The 19,887-nt window shown below is 67.6% G+C and carries 18 protein-coding genes; 14 read left to right on the top strand and 4 right to left on the bottom strand.

The features are described 5' to 3' along the window. The first annotated feature begins 70 nt into the window (after positions 1 to 70). The 4 genes from ACP3TD_RS04300 to ACP3TD_RS04285 all read left to right on the top strand — a co-directional run bounded on the left by ACP3TD_RS04300 (position 71) and on the right by ACP3TD_RS04285 (position 5,307). Positions 71 to 1,288 carry a glycoside hydrolase family 76 protein gene (locus ACP3TD_RS04300; protein ID WP_426765711.1) on the top strand — a complete coding sequence of 406 codons (1,218 nt, stop codon included), beginning with the start codon at positions 71 to 73 and terminating at the stop codon, positions 1,286 to 1,288. 170 nt (positions 1,289 to 1,458) lie between these two features. After that, positions 1,459 to 2,517: an iron ABC transporter substrate-binding protein gene (locus ACP3TD_RS04295; protein ID WP_091718108.1), complete on the top strand. Its 1,059-nt coding sequence runs from the start codon at positions 1,459 to 1,461 to the stop codon at positions 2,515 to 2,517. A 4-nt stretch (positions 2,518 to 2,521) separates the two neighbouring features. Next, positions 2,522 to 4,114 carry an ABC transporter permease gene (locus tag ACP3TD_RS04290; protein WP_426765710.1) on the top strand — a complete coding sequence of 531 codons (1,593 nt, stop codon included), beginning with the start codon at positions 2,522 to 2,524 and terminating at the stop codon, positions 4,112 to 4,114. Then, the gene (locus tag ACP3TD_RS04285; protein ID WP_426765709.1) at positions 4,111 to 5,307 is read left to right on the top strand and encodes an ABC transporter ATP-binding protein; all 1,197 of its coding nucleotides are present in this window, start codon (positions 4,111 to 4,113) and stop codon (positions 5,305 to 5,307) included. The genes ACP3TD_RS04290 and ACP3TD_RS04285 overlap by 4 nt, the downstream gene beginning before the upstream one ends. Here the strand turns inward: ACP3TD_RS04285 and ACP3TD_RS04280 are convergent. Both ACP3TD_RS04280 and ACP3TD_RS04275 read right to left on the bottom strand, forming a co-directional pair. Continuing rightward, entirely contained in the window at positions 5,304 to 7,298 is a 1,995-nt protein-coding gene (locus tag ACP3TD_RS04280) for a glycoside hydrolase family 32 protein (protein ID WP_426765708.1), read from the bottom strand. The two genes, ACP3TD_RS04285 and ACP3TD_RS04280, sit on opposite strands and share 4 nt — an antisense overlap. Before the next feature lie 181 nt (positions 7,299 to 7,479). Then, the gene (locus ACP3TD_RS04275) at positions 7,480 to 8,088 is read right to left on the bottom strand and encodes a YdeI/OmpD-associated family protein (protein WP_426765707.1); all 609 of its coding nucleotides are present in this window, start codon (positions 8,086 to 8,088) and stop codon (positions 7,480 to 7,482) included. 152 nt (positions 8,089 to 8,240) lie between these two features. Between ACP3TD_RS04275 and ACP3TD_RS04270 the strand changes: the two genes are divergently transcribed. The 6 genes from ACP3TD_RS04270 (at position 8,241) to ACP3TD_RS04245 (ending at position 13,965) form a co-directional block, all read left to right on the top strand. Beyond that, a complete protein-coding gene (locus tag ACP3TD_RS04270; RefSeq protein WP_426765706.1) occupies positions 8,241 to 8,975 on the top strand; it encodes a VOC family protein in 735 nt (244 codons plus the stop codon). Positions 8,976 to 8,984: 9 nt separating this feature from the next. After that, positions 8,985 to 9,524 (top strand): NUDIX hydrolase family protein, encoded by a 540-nt coding sequence (locus ACP3TD_RS04265; protein WP_015935952.1) that lies wholly within the window; start codon positions 8,985 to 8,987, stop codon positions 9,522 to 9,524. 87 nt (positions 9,525 to 9,611) lie between these two features. Next, positions 9,612 to 10,673, top strand: a complete 1,062-nt coding sequence (locus ACP3TD_RS04260; RefSeq protein WP_426765705.1) for a DUF6707 family protein — start codon at positions 9,612 to 9,614, stop codon at positions 10,671 to 10,673. A 48-nt stretch (positions 10,674 to 10,721) separates the two neighbouring features. Beyond that, positions 10,722 to 11,447 (top strand): SRPBCC family protein, encoded by a 726-nt coding sequence (locus ACP3TD_RS04255; protein WP_426765704.1) that lies wholly within the window; start codon positions 10,722 to 10,724, stop codon positions 11,445 to 11,447. A gap of 108 nt (positions 11,448 to 11,555) precedes the next feature. After that, the gene (tgt, locus tag ACP3TD_RS04250; protein WP_426765703.1) at positions 11,556 to 12,860 is read left to right on the top strand and encodes a tRNA guanosine(34) transglycosylase Tgt; all 1,305 of its coding nucleotides are present in this window, start codon (positions 11,556 to 11,558) and stop codon (positions 12,858 to 12,860) included. A gap of 172 nt (positions 12,861 to 13,032) precedes the next feature. Then, on the top strand, positions 13,033 to 13,965 hold the full coding sequence (locus ACP3TD_RS04245; protein WP_426765702.1) for a type IV toxin-antitoxin system AbiEi family antitoxin domain-containing protein: 933 nt from the start codon (positions 13,033 to 13,035) through the stop codon (positions 13,963 to 13,965). Between the two features lie 108 nt (positions 13,966 to 14,073). On the opposite strand, the gene ACP3TD_RS04240 is transcribed toward ACP3TD_RS04245, so the two are convergent. Continuing rightward, a complete protein-coding gene (locus ACP3TD_RS04240) occupies positions 14,074 to 14,799 on the bottom strand; it encodes a queuosine precursor transporter (RefSeq protein ID WP_426765701.1) in 726 nt (241 codons plus the stop codon). Positions 14,800 to 14,989: 190 nt separating this feature from the next. On the opposite strand from ACP3TD_RS04240, the gene ACP3TD_RS04235 reads away from it, so the two are divergent. The 4 genes from ACP3TD_RS04235 (at position 14,990) to ACP3TD_RS04220 (ending at position 17,949) form a co-directional block, all read left to right on the top strand. Then, positions 14,990 to 15,646: a TetR/AcrR family transcriptional regulator gene (locus ACP3TD_RS04235; RefSeq protein ID WP_426765700.1), complete on the top strand. Its 657-nt coding sequence runs from the start codon at positions 14,990 to 14,992 to the stop codon at positions 15,644 to 15,646. A gap of 41 nt (positions 15,647 to 15,687) precedes the next feature. Beyond that, positions 15,688 to 16,599 (top strand): TIGR01777 family oxidoreductase, encoded by a 912-nt coding sequence (locus tag ACP3TD_RS04230; RefSeq protein ID WP_426765699.1) that lies wholly within the window; start codon positions 15,688 to 15,690, stop codon positions 16,597 to 16,599. Beyond that, positions 16,596 to 17,021 (top strand): hypothetical protein, encoded by a 426-nt coding sequence (locus ACP3TD_RS04225; RefSeq protein WP_426765698.1) that lies wholly within the window; start codon positions 16,596 to 16,598, stop codon positions 17,019 to 17,021. Before ACP3TD_RS04230 ends, ACP3TD_RS04225 begins: the two co-directional genes overlap by 4 nt. Before the next feature lie 70 nt (positions 17,022 to 17,091). Continuing rightward, positions 17,092 to 17,949 (top strand): hydroxymethylpyrimidine/phosphomethylpyrimidine kinase, encoded by an 858-nt coding sequence (locus ACP3TD_RS04220; protein ID WP_426765697.1) that lies wholly within the window; start codon positions 17,092 to 17,094, stop codon positions 17,947 to 17,949. A 112-nt stretch (positions 17,950 to 18,061) separates the two neighbouring features. On the opposite strand, the gene ACP3TD_RS04215 is transcribed toward ACP3TD_RS04220, so the two are convergent. After that, entirely contained in the window at positions 18,062 to 19,810 is a 1,749-nt protein-coding gene (locus tag ACP3TD_RS04215) for a pyruvate dehydrogenase (RefSeq protein WP_426765696.1), read from the bottom strand. Positions 19,811 to 19,887 lie beyond the last annotated feature (77 nt).

The following is a 19,887-nucleotide window of genomic DNA, read 5'->3' as shown; positions in this document are numbered from 1 at the left end:
ACTGCACGCTCCGGACGCCCCGGGTCCGGACAAGCAGTTTCGGGACCGGAAGCATGGCTAGGCTGGGCCCATGACGTCCAGTGATGCCTCCACTCCCGACTGGCAGCAGCGTGCCAACCATGCAGCACAGTCCGTCACCGCGCTGTTCGGCCGCAGGCTGCTGTTCCTGCCGAATACGCACCTGGCGGCGGTGACCTGGCAGGGCGGCCGGCAGGCGCACGGCTGGCGCGGGAAGCTGCGCACCCTCGCCGAAGGCACGGCGCTGCTCAACCCCTGGCACTACTGGTGGCAGGCACACTATGTCGACTGCCTGGTGGACACCGGCCGGCGGGAGCTGGGAAGCGGCGCCACACCGGCGGTGCGGTTCAACGGGGCCGCCAATCCCAGCGCCGGCCGCCTGGCGTCCCGCCTGGTGACGGGCATCCGGCTGCGCAACGCCTTCACAGTGGTCAACAACTACTACGACGATATGGCGTGGCTGGCCCTTGCCACCCACCGCCTCGACAGGCTCGCCGAGGAAACCCGGAGGCCGGGACGAGGCCGCAACGCGCGGGTCCGCCGTTCCCTGACCCTGCAGTTCGATGCCGCCGGAACCGACGACCTGGGCGGCGGCGTGTTCTGGAGCAAGAAGCGGGACTTCAAGAACACCCCGGCCAACGGCCCCGTGGCGCTGTACTACGCCCGCACCGGCGAGACGGCCAAGGCCCAGGCGCTGATCGACTGGCTGGACGCCACGCTGTTCGACGCGGATCAGCACCTGTACCTCGATGGGGCGCGCGCCGGCACGGCAGGGGAGGTGTTGGTGGAGCGCACCGTTTACACCTACAACCAGGGGCCGGCGCTGGGCGCGCTGCTCGAACTGGGCGGAGGCGCCAACCTGGCCAGGGCGGCCTCGGTGGTGGACGGGGTGGAGCGACTGCTGACCGTCGCCGCATCCACACCGGGACACGGCAGCGTGCTCCGCTGCGAAGGAACGGGCGACGGCGGCCTCTTCACCGGCATCCTGTGCCGGTACCTGGCGCTGGCCGCGAGGGACGCCCGGCTCCCCGAAGGGACACGCCGCACCGCCGCCCGCCTGGTCACCGACACGGCAGAGGCGTTCTGGGACGGCCGCCGCACCGTGGAGCCCGGCGAATCAGCCCGGGCGATGCCGGACGCCAGCGTCTTTTCCCCGCACGCCAACACACCCGCCGCGCGCACCTACCCGGCGGGCGCCGCCGTCGAACTTTCCACCCAGCTGCAGGCCTGGATGACGATCGAAGCCGCCGCGCTGCTCACTGCGCCCTAGAATTAAGTCATGCCACACTTCCGTAATTATTGTGATGCTGGTCACCTTAAGCGCTTTCCCTGTGGCTGCTTAGGATTGCCTACCCTACAGTTTTGCGAGGGCCCTTCCCCACGGCCCACATGGACCGGCACCACCGGTCCCCCTGACATTTCCCAGAAAGCAGCTCCTCAATGAAGATCCGCAACCGCGCCCTGGCCGGCATCTCCCTTGCCGCGTCCGCTGTCCTCGGCCTGACTGCCTGTGGCGGCAGCACCACGCCCGCAGCTACGTCCTCCGCATCCGGCAGCGCCGCCGGGGCATCCGGCGAAATCACCGTGTACAACGCCCAGCACGAAAGCCTCACCAAGGAATGGGTTGACGCCTTCACGGCGGAGACCGGCATCAAGGTGACCATGCGCCAGGGGTCGGACACCGAGCTGTCCAACCAGATCATCCAGGAAGGACAGGCCTCCCCCGCCGATGTCTTCCTCACGGAAAACTCCCCCGCCATGACGCAGGTGGAAAACGCCGACCTGTTCGCCGATGTGGACAAGGCCACCCTGGAGCAGGTCCCCACGGAATTCCAGCCCTCCACCGGCAAGTGGACCGGCATCGCCGCACGCTCCACCGTCCTGGTCTACGACAAGACCAAGATCTCCGAGGACCAGCTCCCCAAGTCGATGCTTGACCTGGCCAAGCCGGAATGGAAGGGCAAGTGGGCCGCCTCGCCCACCGGCGCGGACTTCCAGGCCATCGTCTCTGCACTGCTGGAACTCAAGGGCGAAGACGCCACCGAGGAATGGCTGCAGGGCATGAAAGAGAACTTCAAGGCCTACAAGGGCAACAGCACCGCCATGAAGGCCGTCAACGCCGGTGAAGTGGATGCCGCCCTGATCTACCACTACTACTACTACGGCGACCAGGCGAAGACCGGCGAGAACTCCAAGAACGTCACGCCGTACTACTTCAAGAACCAGGACCCGGGCGCGTTCCTGTCCGTCTCCGGCGGCGGCGTGCTGAAGTCCTCCAAGAACGCTGCGGCCGCGCAGGAATTCCTGAAGTTCGTCACCGGAAAGAAGGGCCAGGAGGTCCTGAAGACCGGCACGTCCTTCGAGTACGCCATCGCCTCCGACGTTCCCGCCAACGACAAGCTGGTCCCTATCAAGGACCTGCAGGCCCCCACGGTGGACGCCGCGAAGCTCAACTCCGAGAAGGTCACCGACCTGATGACCAAGGCAGGACTCCTCTAATTCCGTGACCACCGATCTATCGGCTCCCCCTTCGGGCGGGAGCACGACGACGGCGGGCCGGGGCAAGCGCCCCCGCCCGCCTTTCGGCGTTTCCGCAGTGTCCATCGTGGCGGTGCTGATCGCCTTGTTCTCCCTCGTTCCCCTGGGGTATGTGGCCTACATGACGGTGGCAACCGGCTGGGACACCGCCGTCGCGCTGATCTTCCGGCCGCGCGTGTTGGAGCTGCTGCTGAACACGCTGCTGCTGACCATCATCACGGTGCCCCTTTGCCTGCTGCTGGGCGTGGCGGGCGCCTGGCTGGTGGAGCGCACCAGCCTCCGCGGCCACCGGATCTGGGCGGTCCTCCTGGCCGCCCCGCTGGCCATCCCGGCGTTCGTCAACAGCTACGCCTGGGTCTCGGCGGTGCCCTCGATGGGCGGGCTGTGGTCCGGCGTCCTGATCGCCACGCTCTCGTATTTCCCCCTGGTCTACATTCCGGCAGCGGCGTCCCTGAGCCGGCTGGACCCGGCCATCGAACAGTCCGCCGCCGCCCTGGGCCTGGGCAACTGGGCCACATTCTTCCGCGTCGTGCTCCCCCAGCTCCGCATCGCGATGACCGGCGGCGCGCTGCTGGTTTCGCTGCACTTGCTGGCCGAATACGGCGCCTTCGCGATGATCCGGTTCGACACGTTCACCACCGCGATCATGGTGCAGTACCAATCCACCTTCAACGGCGCCGCAGGGAACATGCTGGCCAGCGTCCTGGTGTTCTTCTGCCTGCTCCTGTTGGTGGCCGAAGTCCGGAGCCGCGGCACCGCCCGGTACGCCCGGATCGGGCCGGGCGCCCAGGGCCGGGCGCTGCGGCTGCCCTTGTGCGTGTACCAGCTGCCGTCCCAGCTGTTCCTCCTGGCACTGACGGCACTGGCTTTGGGACTTCCGCTGTTCTTCGTCCTGCGCTGGACCGCTCTCGGCGGGGCCCCGGCCTGGGCTGCCGACGAGTTCCTCCCCGCCCTTCTGGCCACCCTGGGCTACGGCCTTGCCGGCGCGGCGGCCACCATCGTGGTGGCCTTCCCCATGGCTTACCTGGCAGTCCGGCATCCCGGCTGGTTCAGCAAGTCCCTCGAGCTGTCCAACTACATCACCAGCTCGTTGCCGGGCATTGTGGTGGGCCTGGCCTTCGTCACGGTCAGCATCCGGCTGGTTCCGGGCGTGTACCAGACCGCCGGCGTGCTCGTGGCAGCCTACGTGCTGCTGTTCCTGCCGCGTGCCCTGGTCAGCCTCCGCGCCGGCCTGGCCCAGGCGCCCAAGGAACTGGACGAGGCCGCGCAGTCTCTGGGCAAGCCGCCGCTCGCATCGTTCATCCGGGTAACCCTCCGGCTCACCGCGCCAGCGGCCGCCGGCGGCGCAGCCCTGGTGTTCCTGGCCATCGCCAATGAGCTGACGGCCACGCTGCTGCTGTCCCCCAACGGCACCCGCACCCTCGCCACCGAGTTCTGGAGCAAGAGCAGCGAGATCGACTACGCCGGCGCCGCCCCCTATGCGCTGCTGATGATCCTGCTCTCCGCACCGATGACCTACCTCCTCTTCCAACAGTCCAAGAAAGTAGCCGGACAGTGACAGCACCATCCACATCGAGGTTGCCGGAGCCCCGGGTCTCCCCGTCGGTGGCGGCCAGTACCAACCCGCACCTGCAGATCACCGATGTCACCAAGAACTTCGGCCCGCAGGAGGTTCTGAAGGGCGTCAACCTGGCCGTGTCCAAGGGCGGCACCACGGCCATTGTGGGCCCCTCCGGTTCAGGAAAGACCACGCTGCTGCGGCTCATTGCCGGGTTCGAACACCCGCTGGCCGGCAGCATCGCCCTGAACGGCGACACCGTGGCCGGCGACGGCGTCTGGGTCCCCGCCCACAAGCGCCACATCGGCTACGTGGCGCAGGACGGCGCGCTCTTCCCGCACCTTACGGTGGGGCAGAACATCGCTTTTGGACTGGACACCGCCAAACTGTCCGGCGGCCGCCGCGCCGTGGCGGGCCGCGTCAGCGACCTCCTGGAAATGGTGTCGCTGGACCCGGCCATGGCCAAGCGCCGGCCCCACCAGCTCTCCGGCGGCCAGCAGCAGCGCGTCGCACTGGCCCGGGCGCTGGCCCGCGAACCGGAACTCATGCTCCTCGACGAACCGTTCTCCGCGCTCGACGCCGGGCTGCGCGTCGCCACCCGCCGGGCCGTGGCAAAGGTCCTCGCCGAGGCCGGGGTCACCACCATCCTGGTCACGCACGACCAGGCCGAAGCACTGTCCTTCGCGGACCAGGTGGCCGTCATGCGCGGCGGAAAGCTGGCCCAGATCGGCAACCCGTTCGTGGTGTACACCCGCCCCGCGGACCGGGCCACGGCGGAGTTCCTGGGGGACGCCGTCATCCTGGACGCCTGGATGGAAGGTTCGCTGGCCACCTGCTCGCTGGGCGGCATCCCCGTCCGCCGGCCGCCGGCCCAGGGCCCGGTGCAGCTCATGCTCCGGCCGGAGCAGATCCGGATCGCCGAGGACGGCGACATCCGCGGCGTGGTGGTGGACACTGACTACTTCGGCCCGGAAACCACCGTCCGGCTGAAGCTGGCCGTCCCGCCCGAACTGGCCGGGCGCTCCGACCACCGCTATCCCGGCGGCGGGGAAATCATCACCATCCGCCACTGGAACGCCTCCATCGCCCGGCCGGGCATGGAACTTTGCCTCCGCGTCGTGGGCGAAGGCGTGGCGTTTCCCGCCGAGCCGCAGGGCCCGGCAGCAGGCGGCGCTGTCCCCGTAAAGTCCTAGCGGATCGAGGCCAGCGGCGTGACGGTGCCCTTCCGCACGGTCACGTCGCCGCCGTCCGCTGCCAGCCGGACCTCCTTGGCACCGGCCGGCGGGAACACCAGGGACGTCAGCGTCTGCCGGCCCCCGTCCGCGAAAACCTCTACCGAGGACCGGTCCACGTACACGGTCAAGTGCACCGTGTCACTGCCGGAACCCGCTGCCCTTGCAGGCCCGGATGAACCGCCGGCTCCGGTCCGGACCTGGCTGTAGGCCGCGTCCACCTTGGACTCGGCGGTGGCGACAGCATCCCCGTCGCGGGCCACGAACGCCCTGCCTGCCCTGAAGTCGTAGCCCACGGTGGCGTAAGTCTTCCCGGCACTTTGCAGGAGGACCCGGGCTTCCCCCGCTCCGTTGGCGGGCTTTTCCAGCTCAACGTCCACCTTGAACGCGTCGCTCTCCGGAACCGGCAGTGCCTTCCCGGCGCCCAGGCTCCCTGCCGGCACCTCGCCGGCCTCCCCCTCCAGCGACTGCAGCGCCGGGGTGGGTGCCGAGACCAAAGCCGGGCGGCCGCCGTCGGACTCCAAACGGATGTCCCGCACCACGGACGCCGCACCGAACCAGCCTTCCGTGGGCAGGTCCCGGGCGTAGGCCCAGTTGTTCATCCAGCCGATGGCATGCCGGGAGGCCTTGCGCTGGGCGTCCGTCAGGCGGGGATCGTCCCAGGTGACGGCGGCGTAGAAGTCCGCGCCGTCGTCGAGCCACTGGTGGCCGCCCTCCGGCGTGAAGGCCTCCCCGTCAAATCTTCCGGTCCAGTACGCCAGGCCGGTGGTGCGGCCTTCCCCCGCCCCGTTGGCGCCGGCGGCGAGGACCCAGGTGCGCTTGGCGGGGTCCCCGTCCACGTCCATCTGGAAGAAGTCCGGGCATTCCAGAATGCCCATACCGTCCTGCTCGAACGCGGAAACGTACGTCCACTTCTTCAGGTCCGGCGAGGTATAGAAGCCGATCTTGTGGCCTTCGGCGAGCAGCATGAGCCACCGCTTGTTCGCGTCGTCCCACACGATCCGCGGGTCTCGCCAGTGCTCGGCCCCGGGGTTGTCCATGACGGGATTGCCGTCGTAGCTCGTGAAGCTGTAGCCGTTGTCCGTGGAGTAGAACAGCGACTGGCGCTGCACGCCGGCATCCTGCTGCGTGAGGACGGCGATCACGGCGCCCTTGCCGAAGCCTGCGGTGCCCTCGGCGTCCACCACCGCTGAGCCCGTCTCAATGTCGCCCAGTCCGTTGCGGAACTTCCCGATGGCAACGCCCTCGTTCTTCCAGTGCACCAGGTCGGTGCTGGTGGCGTGGAACCACTCGGTGCCGTTCCCTTCCGGGTAGTCGGCGTTGTAGAGGTAGTAGTAGTGCCAGAGCCCGTCCTTGAGGAACGGCCGCTGCGGGTCGTTCATCCAGCGCTGGTCCGGGGCGAGGTGGTAGGCGGGCCGGTAGCCGGGATCCTTCGCCGGGGCCGCGAGCGCGGCGGCGTCGGGCGCCGGGAAAGTCCTGCTGTTGCCCAAATCCGTAAGGAGGGCGTCGCGGGCCTCCGCGCTGATGCAGTCCGGCAACCGGAGACTGCCGGCGTCCGCGGACACCGTGTCCGATGCGCTGCTCCGCAGGTAGACCTTGCCTTCCACCCGCGCCCCGGCTAGCCAGCCTGCGCCGCACTCGATGCTCCGGACATCCTCTGCGCCGTCCGCCGGGACTTCTTCCCCGCGCTCGAACAGCGTTCGGTCATTGCCCTTGAGCCACAGCGTGGCGTAACCGCCGGACCGGTCCTTCGACGCCTCCTGGGCGGCCGCCACCCCGTCCAGCACCCGCCCGGCCGTGGCTTCCGGGCCGGTGCGCGCCTGCCCGGCCAGGACCAGGGAGAGGACCAGCACGACGACGGCCGCCACAGCCACCGCGGCCCACAGGACGGGGCGGCGCTTCACAGCCGTGGCCAGCGCAGGGAGGACAGTACGGGGTGATTCTGGGGGCATGGTTTCAATCCGTCGCTGAACGCGCAAGTGCCGTCCCCCGGGCAGGGGAACGGCACCAGCGCAAGTAAGCCATCAAATTTACCGGTCCGCTGCCCGGAACCCAACTGCGCAGGCATCGCCGCACGTCAGTGGCGTAACGGTTTGGCACCACCTGCTACAGGGACATGGGTCTATGGCCCGCTTAGGGCTGCGGAGCGTCCCCGGGACGCTTCTTCTGCGGGTACGGTGCCTCGCCGCGGGCCAGCATCTCAACGAATCCCGCGATCTTCCGCTCCCGCGTGGCCGCCTGCTTCACCGAGTTGGTCCGGTAGATCAAGGCAAAACGGTTGGTCCTGGTCAGGACATCGAACATCGCCTGCGCTGCCGGAACCGCGGCAATAGCGGCGGCCAGGTCCTCGGGAACTTCGGCCGTGGCCTGCCCGCCGTAGGCGTTGTCCCAGCGGCCATCCGCTTTCGCAGACTCCACGGCCTGCCTGCCGGCCTCGGTCATCCTGCCCGCCTCCTCCAGCCGGGCAATGTGGCCCACATTCCGGGCGGACCAAGGGCTCCGTGGACCCCGGTGGGTCATGCGCTGGAAGGAAGTTTCGTCGTCGCGCCTCCTGCCCTGCCCGTCGATCCAGCCAAAGCACAGGGCCTCGTCCAGCGCCGCGGCATAGTCGAGTTCCGTCACCGTGCCGCCCTTCTTATTCAGCACCAGCCACACCCCCGGGCTGCTCCGATGGTTCTCCTCAAGCCAGGCGCGCCAGGCAGCGGCATCAGGCACCAGCAGTTCGTCGAGTTCAACAGCCATGGCCCTATTGTGCTCCCGCCCTCCGACATCACAGGGCCGGCACCACCGCCCGCGAATGCACCAGCCCAACAGTCACGTCCGCCGGCGCGGCGCCGGCGGGCCCTGTGCCATCATGGGCGTATACCCCCGATTCCGAGCTTAAGGACCCCCAAATGCTCCGCGTCCGCCCCCTGCATTTCACCTCACGCATCGACCACTGGGAACGGTTCCTCACGGCGTTGGGGCTGGTCCTGACCGAAGGGGACGGCGGCTTCCGCGTGTTCGACTCCGCGGCCGGGCGGCTGGCCCTGCACAGCGTCCCCGAGGGAGATCCGCTGGACGGCACCACCACCCTTGGGGTGGAGGTGGGCGACCTTGCGGAATTCGCCCGGCGCACCAATGAGTCCGCGGCAGAGGACGGCAGCACCCCCGCAGAACGGGTCACCGCGGACCACGGTGACGCTTGCCGGATTACCGGGCCGGACGGTTTCAGCTTCCTCGCGGACCCTGCCGGGCACGGCACCCAGGGAGTCGACGCCGATCAGGCGCTGGCCGTCGTCGCGGTCTGGTTCACCCAGGACGCCGACGGCGCCGTCCGGACGCTGCGCCACGTCGGCGCCCGCCCGCGGCCCGTGCCGGACGACGACGAAACCGCCGACTTCACCGCCAAGAACGGTGGAGTCCTGATGGTCCGCCCGGCCACCGGGCCGTCCCGTTCAGGGCTGGGCTTCGAGTACCACGGCGGCCTGGAACCGGTGCGGGAACGGCTCGCCTCCGCGGGGTTCCAGGTGAGCGTGACGGAGGAAGCGTTTGGCAGCACCCTGCACGTGGCCAACCCGGACGCCACCGTGTTCGCCGCCAGCGTGCCCGCCACGGTGTGGATCTCCGAGCGCCGCCCCATGGGGTAGAACTTAACCATGAACGTGCGCACCCCTGACCCGAATCCCGGCTGGCTCTCCGAAGAAGACCTCTTTGAGGCGCGGGGCCGGCTGCCCATGGTTTATGTGGAAGCGGTCCCGGTCAGGCTGGACCCGCTGGGTTACGTCAACGAAGTGGGCACGCTGCTGCAGGCCGACGACGACGGCACCATGGTCCGGTCCCTGGTGTCCGGCCGGGTGATCTACCGGGAAACCATCCGCGCCGCACTGCTGCGGCACATGGAAAAGGACCTGGGCCCCCTCGCGTTCCCGCAGCTGCCCATCAGCCCGGTGCCGTTCACCGTGGCCGAATACTTCCCGGCACCGTCCCAGACCGGTTTTACCGATGAGCGGCAACACGCCGTGTCCCTGGCCTACGTCATCCCGGTCACCGGCGAATGCGAACCGCGCCAGGACGCCCTGGAACTGACATGGATGACCCCTGACGAAGTCCTCAGCCCGGGTGTCCAGCTGGAGTTCAGCGGCGGCCGCGGCGGCCTCATCCGCCAGGCACTGGCTTTCGCGGGCGTCGGCTTCTGACATCCCGCCGGGACGTGGGGGTCCCCGGTTTCAGGCACCCGCCTTTGTAGACTGTAGGGCGGACCGCAAGAGAACTTAAGGACTCCCATGACCGAAACACCGGCCCGGCAATATCGCGAGCAGCAGGCTGGATCACTGACCACCGGCAGCCACATCCTCCTGCCCGGCGGTGAACGGACAGCGGAAATCCACCAGCTGGAGCTGCAGCGGGATGACTTTGGCGTGCCTGCCCTGGTCCTCGCCAGCCTGACCGGAGGGGGAACCCTCCGCATCGCCGCCGGCAGCACAGTCACCCTCGTTGACTCAGCGCACGACGCCGTCACGCACCTTCCGCGGGCCGTTGCCGGCGTTCCGGCTGCCACGGCGGCGGACACCCCGGTGCCGGAGGCCACGCACCCGGCCAGTGCCGCGGCTGGCACGGAACCCGGGCAGGAGCAGCCCGGCGGTGAGCCGGCCACCAACGCCCCGGTGCCCGCCGTCGTCGTACCTCCCCTTCCGGCGGCTCCGCCGGCTGCCAACGGGCCCAGCGAAGAGGAACTGGCGCTGATCCCCACCCCGGACGGCACCCCGGAGTCCGTGGTGGAAGCCGCTGCTGAAGCGCACCCGGATGCCGTGGGCGTCCTGCTGCTGACGGACCGCCTGTCCAAGGGCGTGAACTTCAAGTCGGGCAGCTGCCTGAAGGACCTCACCGACCTCGCGCACGAACTGTTCGTCGCGCTGAAGGACGCGGAGGCAGCGCTGTCCATCGCTGACCTCCTCACGGTCCTGCCCTACGACGGAAACCCCGGGCGCTGGGCATCCGTGGAGGCATCCCTGGCGCTGGCCAGCTACATCTGCCGGCAGGGCGGCCAGGACGAACGCGCGGCGGTGTACGAGAAACTCATCCGCACCCCGGAAAGCCAGGAAACGGATCCGTTCAAGGCCCGGATGGCAGCCAAGGTACGGCAGCGCTCGCTCAACGAGCCCAACCTGTACGACAAGGAAATCTTCCGTTCCATCGACAACTCCAACCACGACGCCGAGCGTGAATGGCGGCTGCTGCGGCTGGAGTCGCTGCTGTTCCTGCGGGCGCACGGCGGGTCCGAAACCATCGGCATGTCCGAGCTGGAGCGCCGGATCGGCAACGAACTTGAGGCCGTCCGCGCCTGAATAAATTAGCCCTACCCGGGCCCCGGACTGAGTTGTAGATTCGGGGCTATGACGAACAATCTCAGCGTAGTGATCAACGCCGATGCACCGCAGGTCTGGAACATGCTGCGTGAACCGTCCCGGGTGGCCCAGTGGCATGGCTGGCAGGCCGAAGACCTTGACGCCGAAATCAAGGAAATCTACTTCGCCGACAATGTGCAGGAAGCACCGGACCACACCAGCCTGACCGTGCACGGCGGCGACATGTTCGAGCTGCATCCCGTGGCCGGCGGGACACGGGTCAACGTCACCCGCGCGGCGCTGGACCACAACTCCGAATGGGCTGCCTGGGACGAGGACATCACCCAGGGGTGGCTCACGTTCCTCCAGCAGCTCCGCTTCGCCCTGGAGCGCCACCCCAATGGCACGCGGCACACACTGTTCCTGCAGCTTCCGGGCGGCCCCGGCTCCGCGATTGAGAAGCTCGGCCTCACCGACGTCCCGGCTCCGGGCGAGGACTACCGCCTCACCCTGGCCACCGGAGAGGAGATCTTCGGAAAGGTCTGGTACCGCAGCAACCACCAGGTGGGGCTCACCGTCCACCACTACGCCGCGCACGGCGAGGGGCTCCTGGTGGTGACGGACCAGCCGGTCATCGAGGACCTGCGGCCCGATGGCGGGTCCATGGTGATTGCCTCCACGTACGGCCTGGGCGCCGCGAAGGTGGACGCCATCCGGTCCTCCTGGGATTCGTGGCGGCAGGCCCAGTACCCCGAATCGGAGCCGGTCAGCTGACGGGCTGGTTGCCGGAAATGCGAGCCCGGCTGAGGCGTTCGGCTGACCGGGCGCTTACCTGCGGGCCCGCTTTGTTGGTGTCGGCCGGTTTGCTGGCACACTGGTACGGTGCCAGCCAACCCCGCCCCCGCAACCACGTCTGATCCTGCGCTTCCCGCGGAGCAGTCCGCATTCTCGTTCACGGTGGGGACCCGGCTAAGTGAATCCTGCCCGCCGTCGGCCGCCCAGGTCTCGGAGAACGTCGGCGAATTCCTGGGCCGCACCGGCACCATCACCACCCCGCACGGCGAGATCCGCACTCCGGCGTTCATCGCCGTCGGGACCAAGGCCACCGTCAAGGCCGTCCTGCCGGAGTCCATGGCGGACCTCGGCGCGCAGGCCCTTTTGGCCAACGCCTACCACCTCTACCTGCAGCCGGGCGCGGACATCCTTGACGAGGCCGGCGGCCTGGGCGCCTTCATGAACTGGGCCGGCCCCACCTTCACCGATTCCGGCGGGTTCCAGGTGATGAGCCTGGGCTCGGGGTTCAAGAAGGTCATCGACATGAAATCCGTTGATGCCTCCGGACCTGACGATGCCGTGGCGCCCGGCAAGGAACGCCTGGCGCACATCGACGATGACGGCGTCTGGTTCAAATCCCACCTCAACGGGGACCGGCACCGCTTCTCCCCCGAGATTTCCATGCAGGTCCAGCACCAGATCGGCGCGGACATCATGTTCGCCTTCGATGAGCTGACCACGCTGCAGAACTCCCGCGGCTACCAGGAGGAGTCGCTGGAGCGCACCCGGCTGTGGGCCGAGAGGTGCATCGCCGAGCACTTCCGGCTGACCGGCGAGCGGGTGGGCAAGCCGTACCAGGCGCTGTTCGGCGTGATCCAGGGCGCCCAGTACGAGGACCTGCGCCGGAAGGCCTGCCGCGACCTGGGGGCCATGCCGTTCGACGGATTCGGGATCGGCGGGGCACTGGAGAAGGAAAACCTGGGCACCATCGTCCGCTGGTGCAACGAGGAACTTCCCGAGGACAAGCCACGCCACCTGCTGGGCATCTCGGAGCCGGATGACATCTTCACGGCCATCGAGAACGGCGCCGACACCTTCGACTGCGTCTCCCCCACCCGCGTCGCCCGCAACTCAGCGTTCTACCACCCCACCGGCCGTTACAACCTGTCCGGCGCCAAGTACAAGCGCGATTTCGGCCCTCTGCAGGACGGCTGTGACTGCTACACCTGCCAGAACTACTCGCGGGCGTACATCCACCACCTGTTCAAGGCCAAGGAAATGGTGTCGGCCACGCTGATCTCCATCCACAACGAGCGGTTCGTCGTGAAGATGGTGGACGACGCCCGCCTGGCCATCGAGTCCGGCACCTTCTTCGACTTCAAGGCCGAAACCCTGGCCAACTACTACTCCTAAGGGCAGTGTCGCGGCCTCCCGCCGTCTCGTGCCAGTGTCTACCCGTTTCGACGGTTCCCTGCTCACTCGACGTGTGTCAACATCGGGCGCGCAGCCAATCGTCGAAACGGCGTTGTCCACACAGCCGCATCCAGCGCTGGGCGGCGGGAGGCATTCCGGCAACGCTTGAACCATGACTGGGATCCCTGCTTTTGGCCAGGCAAATTTCTGGCGGACCGCCGAATTGCTGGAACAGGGTTTGAACGCCCGGGCCATCTCCACGCTGTTGCGCAGCGGGCAGTTGGTCAGGATTCGCCGCGGCTGCTACGCCCGCGGTGACTGGTGGAACGGTTTGACGGAGCCGGATCGCCGTCGTCAACGCGATTACGGCCACGCACACGGAACGCTGACGACGTCGGCAGGAAGTTTTGTCTATAGCCACACCTCGGCCGCTGCCCTACGCCGGCTCCATCTCTGGAACGTCGATGACACAGTTCACCTGACGCAACCGGGCCGCCCTTCCGGAATTTCCCACGGATATGGCGTTGCCGCCCACACGGGGACAATTAACCGACGTGAACTTTCCCTCGTTGACGGCCTGCCGTGCAGCTCGCTGGAACGGACAGTGGTGGACTGCTGCATGATGTTCAACGTCAGGCAGGCGGTAATTCTGGTGGATCACGCCGCCAGGCTCGGCGCAGACGTCCCGCTCCTTCGGGAAAGATGCGCGGCACTGGCAGGCCGCAACGGAGTAGTGGCACTCAGAACGGCTCTTGACCTGGTGGATCCGCGCTCCGAGTCAGCCGGCGAAAGCCTCACCCGCGAACTCATCCACAGGCTGAAACTTCCCACGCCGGACCTTCAGTTTCCGGTGTACACGGCCAGCGGAACCTATCGCTTGGACTTCGCATGGCCTGCCCGCAAGGTGGCACTCGAATTCGACGGCAAGTCCAAGTACTTCGACTTCCATCCAACTGACGAGGTGATCTACAACGAAAGGCAGCGGGAAAAGGCACTCACCGAGGACGGCTGGATCGTACTGCGGATCGAGTGGAAACATCTCTTCAGCGAGGCGGAGTTCAAGTATCGCGTACTGCGCGCGTTCGCCAGAAACTGCGAACCCTGACCTCTACGCCCGTTTCGACGGTTCCCTGCCTACGCGTGGCTTCGGAACATCGAGCATGCAGGGAACCGTCGAATCGGCGGGCCAGGCGGCCGCAGAATCAAGCTGCCTCTAGGAGGCAGCAACCCCGTAGCTCGGTTCGCGCTTCTTGACCCACCCGATAACGAGGGCGGTGACGGGGACGAAGAGGAACTCCACCAGCGTCTTGTAGAGGAACCCCACCAACACGTAGTTGAGGAACATGCCGGCATCGGTGATGCCGATGACGGACGCGGCGATACTGCAGAAAATCAGGGTGTCCACGAATTCACCGGCCCCGGAGGACCCCATCAGCCGGGCCCACAGCGACTTCTCGCCCGTGCGCGCTTTCATCTTCACCAGGATCCACGAGTTGATGGTCTGGCCGGCGAGGAACGCCAGGAGCGAGGCCAGCACGATCTGCGGCACGGGGCCGAGTGCCCCCTCCAGCGCGGACTGTTTGGCGATGCCGTACTCGTCGTCGAACCCGGGCAGGGCGATGATCACCCAGTAGCAGAGGGACGCGAAGACGGACAGTGCGAACGTGGTGAGGATGGCCTTGCGGGCCACCTTGAAGCCATACACCTCGCTGATGACGTCACCCAGGATGTAGGCGAGCGGGAACAGGAAGAAGCCGCCGTCCGTCACGATGGGACCGATCGCCACACCCTTGGATGCACCGATGTTGGACAGGATGAGCACCACCGACATGAAGGCCAGCATGATGCCGAAATACGGCGATCCTATCGAGGCGAATCTCGCAGGGGATCCCGGCGAGATGGTTTGGGGCGCGGCGTTGTGTCCTGGGGCAGCAGGCATGGAGGAGATCCGTTCGGAGTGGTTCGCTCGGCGGCCGCGGAACCGGGCCGCCGGCTGTATTAGCACTGGGGTCAGTCCATTCTCCCATCGCCACCGTCCACGGACGCGCGAGGGGGCACAGCAGAAACTGAACACGTTCAAAAGATGTGCGATACTTATTCTTGAACACGTTCAAATTTGGGGGGAACAATTGGCTGCGAAGAGTGAGCAGACCCGGCAGAAACTGGCAGAAGTTGCCCTGCGGATGTTCCGCGAAATCGGCTTCGAGAAGACCACCATGCGGGCCATCGCGGCCGAGGCAGGCGTCTCTGCCGGCAATGCGTACTACTACTTCGAGTCCAAGGACGACTTGGTCCACGAGCTCTACGTCCAGGTCCAGATGGAGCACGCCGAGCGCGCGGCCGGAGCGCTGGACACCACGGGCGGGCTGGCAGAGCGGCTCAAGGCCGTCCTCCACGCAGGCCTGGACGTCATGGCTCCCTACCACCGGTTCGGCGCCGACTTTGTGGCCACGGCCATCCGCCCCACCTCCCCCGTCAACCCGTTCTCCACAGCCTCCACCCCCGCCCGGGAGGCCTCATTGGAGATTTTCCGGCAGGCCGTGGACGGCGCCCGGCCGGCTGTTCCCAAGAAGCTGCGCGGCGACCTGCCCGAGCTGCTGTGGCTCTGCTACATGGGCGTCACCCTGTTTTGGGTCTACGACACTTCGGACGGACAGCAACGCACCAGGCGGCTGGTGGATGGGGCAGCGCAGCTGATCGCCCGCGGACTGGGGCTGGCCCGCGTTCCAGGCGTAGGCAGGGTCCTGGATGAAGTCCTCAACCTCAGCCGCAGCGTCCGCAGTTAGGCAGGCGGCAACACATCGTGGAAAACCAACAAGGGGGAACAATGCGCAGAACCAAGACGGTGGTACTCGCCGGCGCTTCGGGCTTCATCGGCAGATACGTTCGGTCGCGTTTCGAGCAGGACGGCTGGGACGTACGGACCATCGGGCGCAAGGGAGCGGGGGGTTCCTCGGCAAGCTGGAACGACGACGACGCCCTCACCAGGGTGCTCAACGGCGCCGACCTCGTGGTCAACCTCGCCGGACGCTCGGTGTCCTGCCGGTACAGCGCCCGGAACCGGACCTCGATTCTTGAGTCACGGGTCCGGACCACCGAGGCACTGGGCCGCGCCATCGCCCGGTGCCAGGAACCGCCGTCGACGTGGCTGAACGCCAGTACGGGGACCATCTACCGGGACGCCCGGGACCGGCCGCAAGCCGAGAACGACGGCGAGCCGGGCACCGGATTTTCCGTGGACGTGGCCCGCGCCTGGGAGACCGCACTGGATGCTGCAGCCACGCCGAAAACCCGGAAAATCCCGCTGCGGATCTCTATTGTTCTCGGCCCCGGCGGCGGGGCGCTGCGGCCGCTCGCCAACCTCGCACGGCTGGGCCTGGGCGGACACATGGGCGACGGCAACCAGAAGTTCAGCTGGATCCACGTGGAGGACCTGTACCGGTGCATGCGCTTCCTGCATGCCCGGACGGACATCACCGGACCAGTCAACGTGGCTTCGCCGGACGTGGTGAGCAACCACGAGCTGATGCGACTGGTCCGCCGTGCCTACGGGAAGCGCTTTGGCCTGCCCACCCCCGCGTGGCTCCTGCATGCGGGCGCCGTGTTGATCCGCACCGAAACGGAACTCGTGCTCAAGAGCCGCTGGGTCCTGCCGCAAAAACTCCTGTCAGCCGGGTTCATCTACCGCCAGCCGGAACTGGGCGGGGCGCTCCAGCAGGTTGCCAAGGGACGGGTGTGACCAGGCCGCGCCGCGTGGTCCTGGGTACATCAGCCCTGGCTGCAGGCGCGCTGGCCAGCCTGTTGTGCCTGGCCATCGCATTAGCTGTCACGAACGGCGGCAACTGGTTCCTGCCCACGTTCCTGGCAACCCTTATCTGGGGAGCCATCCCGGCGACGGTCCTCGCCTTCTGCGCCGGGGCGCCGCTGGGAATCCTGCTCCAGCCCGTACGGAACCAGTGGCTGCACGTTGCCGCGTTCGCCGGCCTGGGCGCACTCATCGGCACGGGTCTCGCCGCCTTGAGGCCCTGGTCCGGTTCCAGCGCCGGCTTCATGTTGTCCGCGGCACTCATGATGGGCGGCGCCCTGGCTATCGGCCGCCTGGCTGTTTGGCGGCTGGTCAGTGTGGATCCCGAAGGGCATCAGGACCCCTTGTCGGCCTGAACACGGAAGCGCCGCGTCCCCTGTTCAGCAACACAAGGCAACGCACGACGCCGGATGGCAGGATGGTGGGATGACTTCCGTTTCCACGGGCGCATCGCCCTCCGCCGCCACTCCGGCCGTCGTCCTCACCATTGCAGGGTCCGAAGCTACGGGCGGTGCCGGCGCCCAGGCCGACCTGAAGACCTTCCAGGAACTGGGCGTCTTCGGCATCGCCAACCTGACCTGCATCGTGTCCTTCGACCCGAAGGACAACTGGAACCACCGCTTCGTCCCGGTGGACCAGCAGGTGATCGCCGACCAACTGGAGGCGACGGCGGCGGCGTACGGACCGGCGTCGGGCGCTCCCTCAGTGCTGGACACCGTGAAGATCGGCATGCTGGGCAGCCCGGCCACCATCAGCACCGTGGCCGGCTCCCTGAAGGCCAACGACTTCGGCAACGTGGTGCTGGACCCGGTGCTGATCTGCAAGGGCCAGGAGCCCGGCCATGCCCTCGATACGGACCAGGCACTGAAGGCCGAGATTCTGCCGCTGGCCACCTTCGTGACCCCCAACCACTTTGAGGCAGAATCCCTCAGTGGCTTGGAGATCACCGACGTCGAGTCCCTCAAGGCCGCCGCTGTCCGCATCCACGAACTGAGCGGCGCAGCAGTCCTGGCCAAGGGCGGGGTGCGGCTGGAAGGCCCGGACGCCGTCGACGTCTTCTTTGACGGCGAAACCCTCGAAGTCCTCAGCGCCCCGAAGGTGGGCGAGGTGGCCGTCTCCGGCGCCGGCTGCTCGCTGGCGGCGGCCGTGACCGCCGAACTCGCCAAGGGCGCCACCCCGCTGGAGGCGGCGCGCACAGCCAAGGCGTTCGTGACCGAGGGCATCCGCAACCGCGTGGCCTCCGGTGCACCGTTCGATGCCCTGTGGCAGGGCGGCGCCCGCTAGAGAGCCCCAAAACGCCCCACCACTTTTCGCACGAAAATCCGGAACGCGTCTGCACTCCATGCAGACGCGTTCCGGGTCTAGAGGCGGTATCTGATGGCGCGTCCGGGAGGGGTCAGCGCCGGGGGATGTTCCGCAGGTTGCTGCGGGCCATGCTGACGGCCTCGCCCGCTCCCCTGTTCAGGACCACCTTGGACATGGCCGTGGCAAACCCGATGACCTGCGAGCCTGAGATCTTGGGCGGAATGGACAGCGCCTTGGGATCGGTGATGAGTTCCACCAGCGACGGGCCCGGGTGCGCGAACGCTTCCCGGTAGGCCGCCTCGATCTGCGCGGGATCCGTAACGCGGACAGCATGGAAGCCCAGCGCCTGGGCCACGGCGGCGTAGTTGGCGTCCGGCACGTCCACCCCGAAATCGGGGAGTCCGTCCACCAGCATCTCGAGCTTGACCATGCCCAGGGTGGAGTTGTTGAACACCACCACGTTGACAGGCAGCTTGTAGGCGGCGGCGGTGATGAGCTCACCGAGCAGCATGGACAGCCCGCCGTCACCGGACACAGAGATGACCTGCCGCCCGGGGTACGCCAGCTGCGCGCCGATGGCATGCGGCAGGGCGTTGGCCATGGAGCCGTGCAGGAAGGACCCGATCAGCCGCCGCGTGCCCAGCGGGTTGATGTACCGTGCCGTCCAGACGTTGCACATGCCCGTATCCGCGGTGAAGATGGCGTCCTCTGCGGCTATCTGGTCCAGCAGGGAGGCCGCGTATTCCGGGTGGATGGGCTGCTTCTTCTCCACCTTGCGGGTGTAGGCGCCCACGGCCTTGTTCATCAGCCGGTCGTGCTTCTTGAGCATCTGGTCCAGGAACCGGCGGCTCCTTTTTGCCTTCACCAGGGGCAGCAGGGCGCGCAGGGTTGGCAGCACGTCGCCGTGCACGGCAATGTCGACGTCGGTCCGCCGGCCCAGCCGGTGCGCCACCCGGTCCACCTGCGCAGTCCGGGTGTCCGGCAGGAACTGGTCGTACGGAAAATCGGTGCCCAGGAGGACCAGGAGATCGGCGTCCTCGATGCCCTCGGCGGCGGCGCCGTAGCCCAGCAGCCCGGTCATGCCGATATCGAACGGATTGTCATATTGGACAAAGTCCTTGCCGCGCAGGGAATGGCCGATGGGCGCCTTCGCGAGTTCCGCGAGTGCCATCAGTTCACTGTGGGCACCTTCGACGCCGGCGCCCGCGAAAATGGCGACCTTGCCGGCGTCGTTGATGGCGTCCGCCAGGGCCTGGATGCTGGCCGGGTCCGGGACGAGGCTGGCGGGACGGAAGGTGGCAGGCAGCGGCGTCGGCGCGCTGGCTTCGAGCCCGGCAATGTCGCCGGGAAGGGTCACGACGGCGACTCCGCCCAGTCCCAGCGCGTGCTGGATGGCACTGTGCATGACGCGCGGTGCCTGCTCGGCGGTGCTGACCAGTTCCGAGTAGACCGAGCATTCGTTGAAGAGCCGGTCCGGGTGGGTTTCCTGGAAGAAGCTGCTGCCAATCTGCTTGCTGGGGATGTGGGAAGCGATGGCCAGCACCGGGGCGCCGCTGCGGTTGGCGTCGTACAGCCCGTTGATCAGGTGCAGGTTGCCGGGGCCACAGGAACCGGCGCACACGGCGAGGCGGCCCGTGAGCTGTGCCTCCGCGGCGGCTGCAAAGGCGGCGGCCTCCTCGTGCCGGACGTGGACCCAGTCGATGCCGCCCTTGGCCGAACCGCCGGTTTGCCGGACGGCGTCCACAAGGGGGTTGAGGCTGTCCCCCACGATCCCATAGATCCGCTGCACGCCGGCAGCCTGGAGTTGTTCGATGAGTTGGGTGGCAAGTTCCTTGGCCATGGGTGCAGACTCCCGCGGTGGTGGTGGTGTGCTGACACGCCCCAATATAGTCCGCGCGGCTCACCGGCCCCTGTTAA

It is taken from the genome of Pseudarthrobacter sp. 1G09, from assembly GCF_050038305.1.
Taxonomy (GTDB): domain Bacteria; phylum Actinomycetota; class Actinomycetes; order Actinomycetales; family Micrococcaceae; genus Arthrobacter; species Arthrobacter equi.
This window is presented reverse-complemented; position numbering and strand designations above follow the sequence as displayed.

Excerpts from the sequence above, each read along its gene's own strand:
- ACP3TD_RS04300 (WP_426765711.1), top strand. The coding sequence starts at position 71 with ATGACGTCCAGTGATGCCTCCACTCCCGACTGGCAGCAGCGTGCCAAC.
- ACP3TD_RS04295 (WP_091718108.1), top strand. The coding sequence starts at position 1,459 with ATGAAGATCCGCAACCGCGCCCTGGCCGGCATCTCCCTTGCCGCGTCC.
- ACP3TD_RS04280 (WP_426765708.1), bottom strand. The coding sequence starts at position 7,298 with ATGCCCCCAGAATCACCCCGTACTGTCCTCCCTGCGCTGGCCACGGCT.
- ACP3TD_RS04275 (WP_426765707.1), bottom strand. The coding sequence starts at position 8,088 with ATGGCTGTTGAACTCGACGAACTGCTGGTGCCTGATGCCGCTGCCTGG.
- ACP3TD_RS04270 (WP_426765706.1), top strand. The coding sequence starts at position 8,241 with ATGCTCCGCGTCCGCCCCCTGCATTTCACCTCACGCATCGACCACTGG.
- ACP3TD_RS04265 (WP_015935952.1), top strand. The coding sequence starts at position 8,985 with ATGAACGTGCGCACCCCTGACCCGAATCCCGGCTGGCTCTCCGAAGAA.
- ACP3TD_RS04260 (WP_426765705.1), top strand. The coding sequence starts at position 9,612 with ATGACCGAAACACCGGCCCGGCAATATCGCGAGCAGCAGGCTGGATCA.
- ACP3TD_RS04255 (WP_426765704.1), top strand. The coding sequence starts at position 10,722 with ATGACGAACAATCTCAGCGTAGTGATCAACGCCGATGCACCGCAGGTC.
- ACP3TD_RS04245 (WP_426765702.1), top strand. The coding sequence starts at position 13,033 with ATGACTGGGATCCCTGCTTTTGGCCAGGCAAATTTCTGGCGGACCGCC.
- ACP3TD_RS04240 (WP_426765701.1), bottom strand. The coding sequence starts at position 14,799 with ATGCCTGCTGCCCCAGGACACAACGCCGCGCCCCAAACCATCTCGCCG.
- ACP3TD_RS04230 (WP_426765699.1), top strand. The coding sequence starts at position 15,688 with ATGCGCAGAACCAAGACGGTGGTACTCGCCGGCGCTTCGGGCTTCATC.
- ACP3TD_RS04220 (WP_426765697.1), top strand. The coding sequence starts at position 17,092 with ATGACTTCCGTTTCCACGGGCGCATCGCCCTCCGCCGCCACTCCGGCC.
- ACP3TD_RS04215 (WP_426765696.1), bottom strand. The coding sequence starts at position 19,810 with ATGGCCAAGGAACTTGCCACCCAACTCATCGAACAACTCCAGGCTGCC.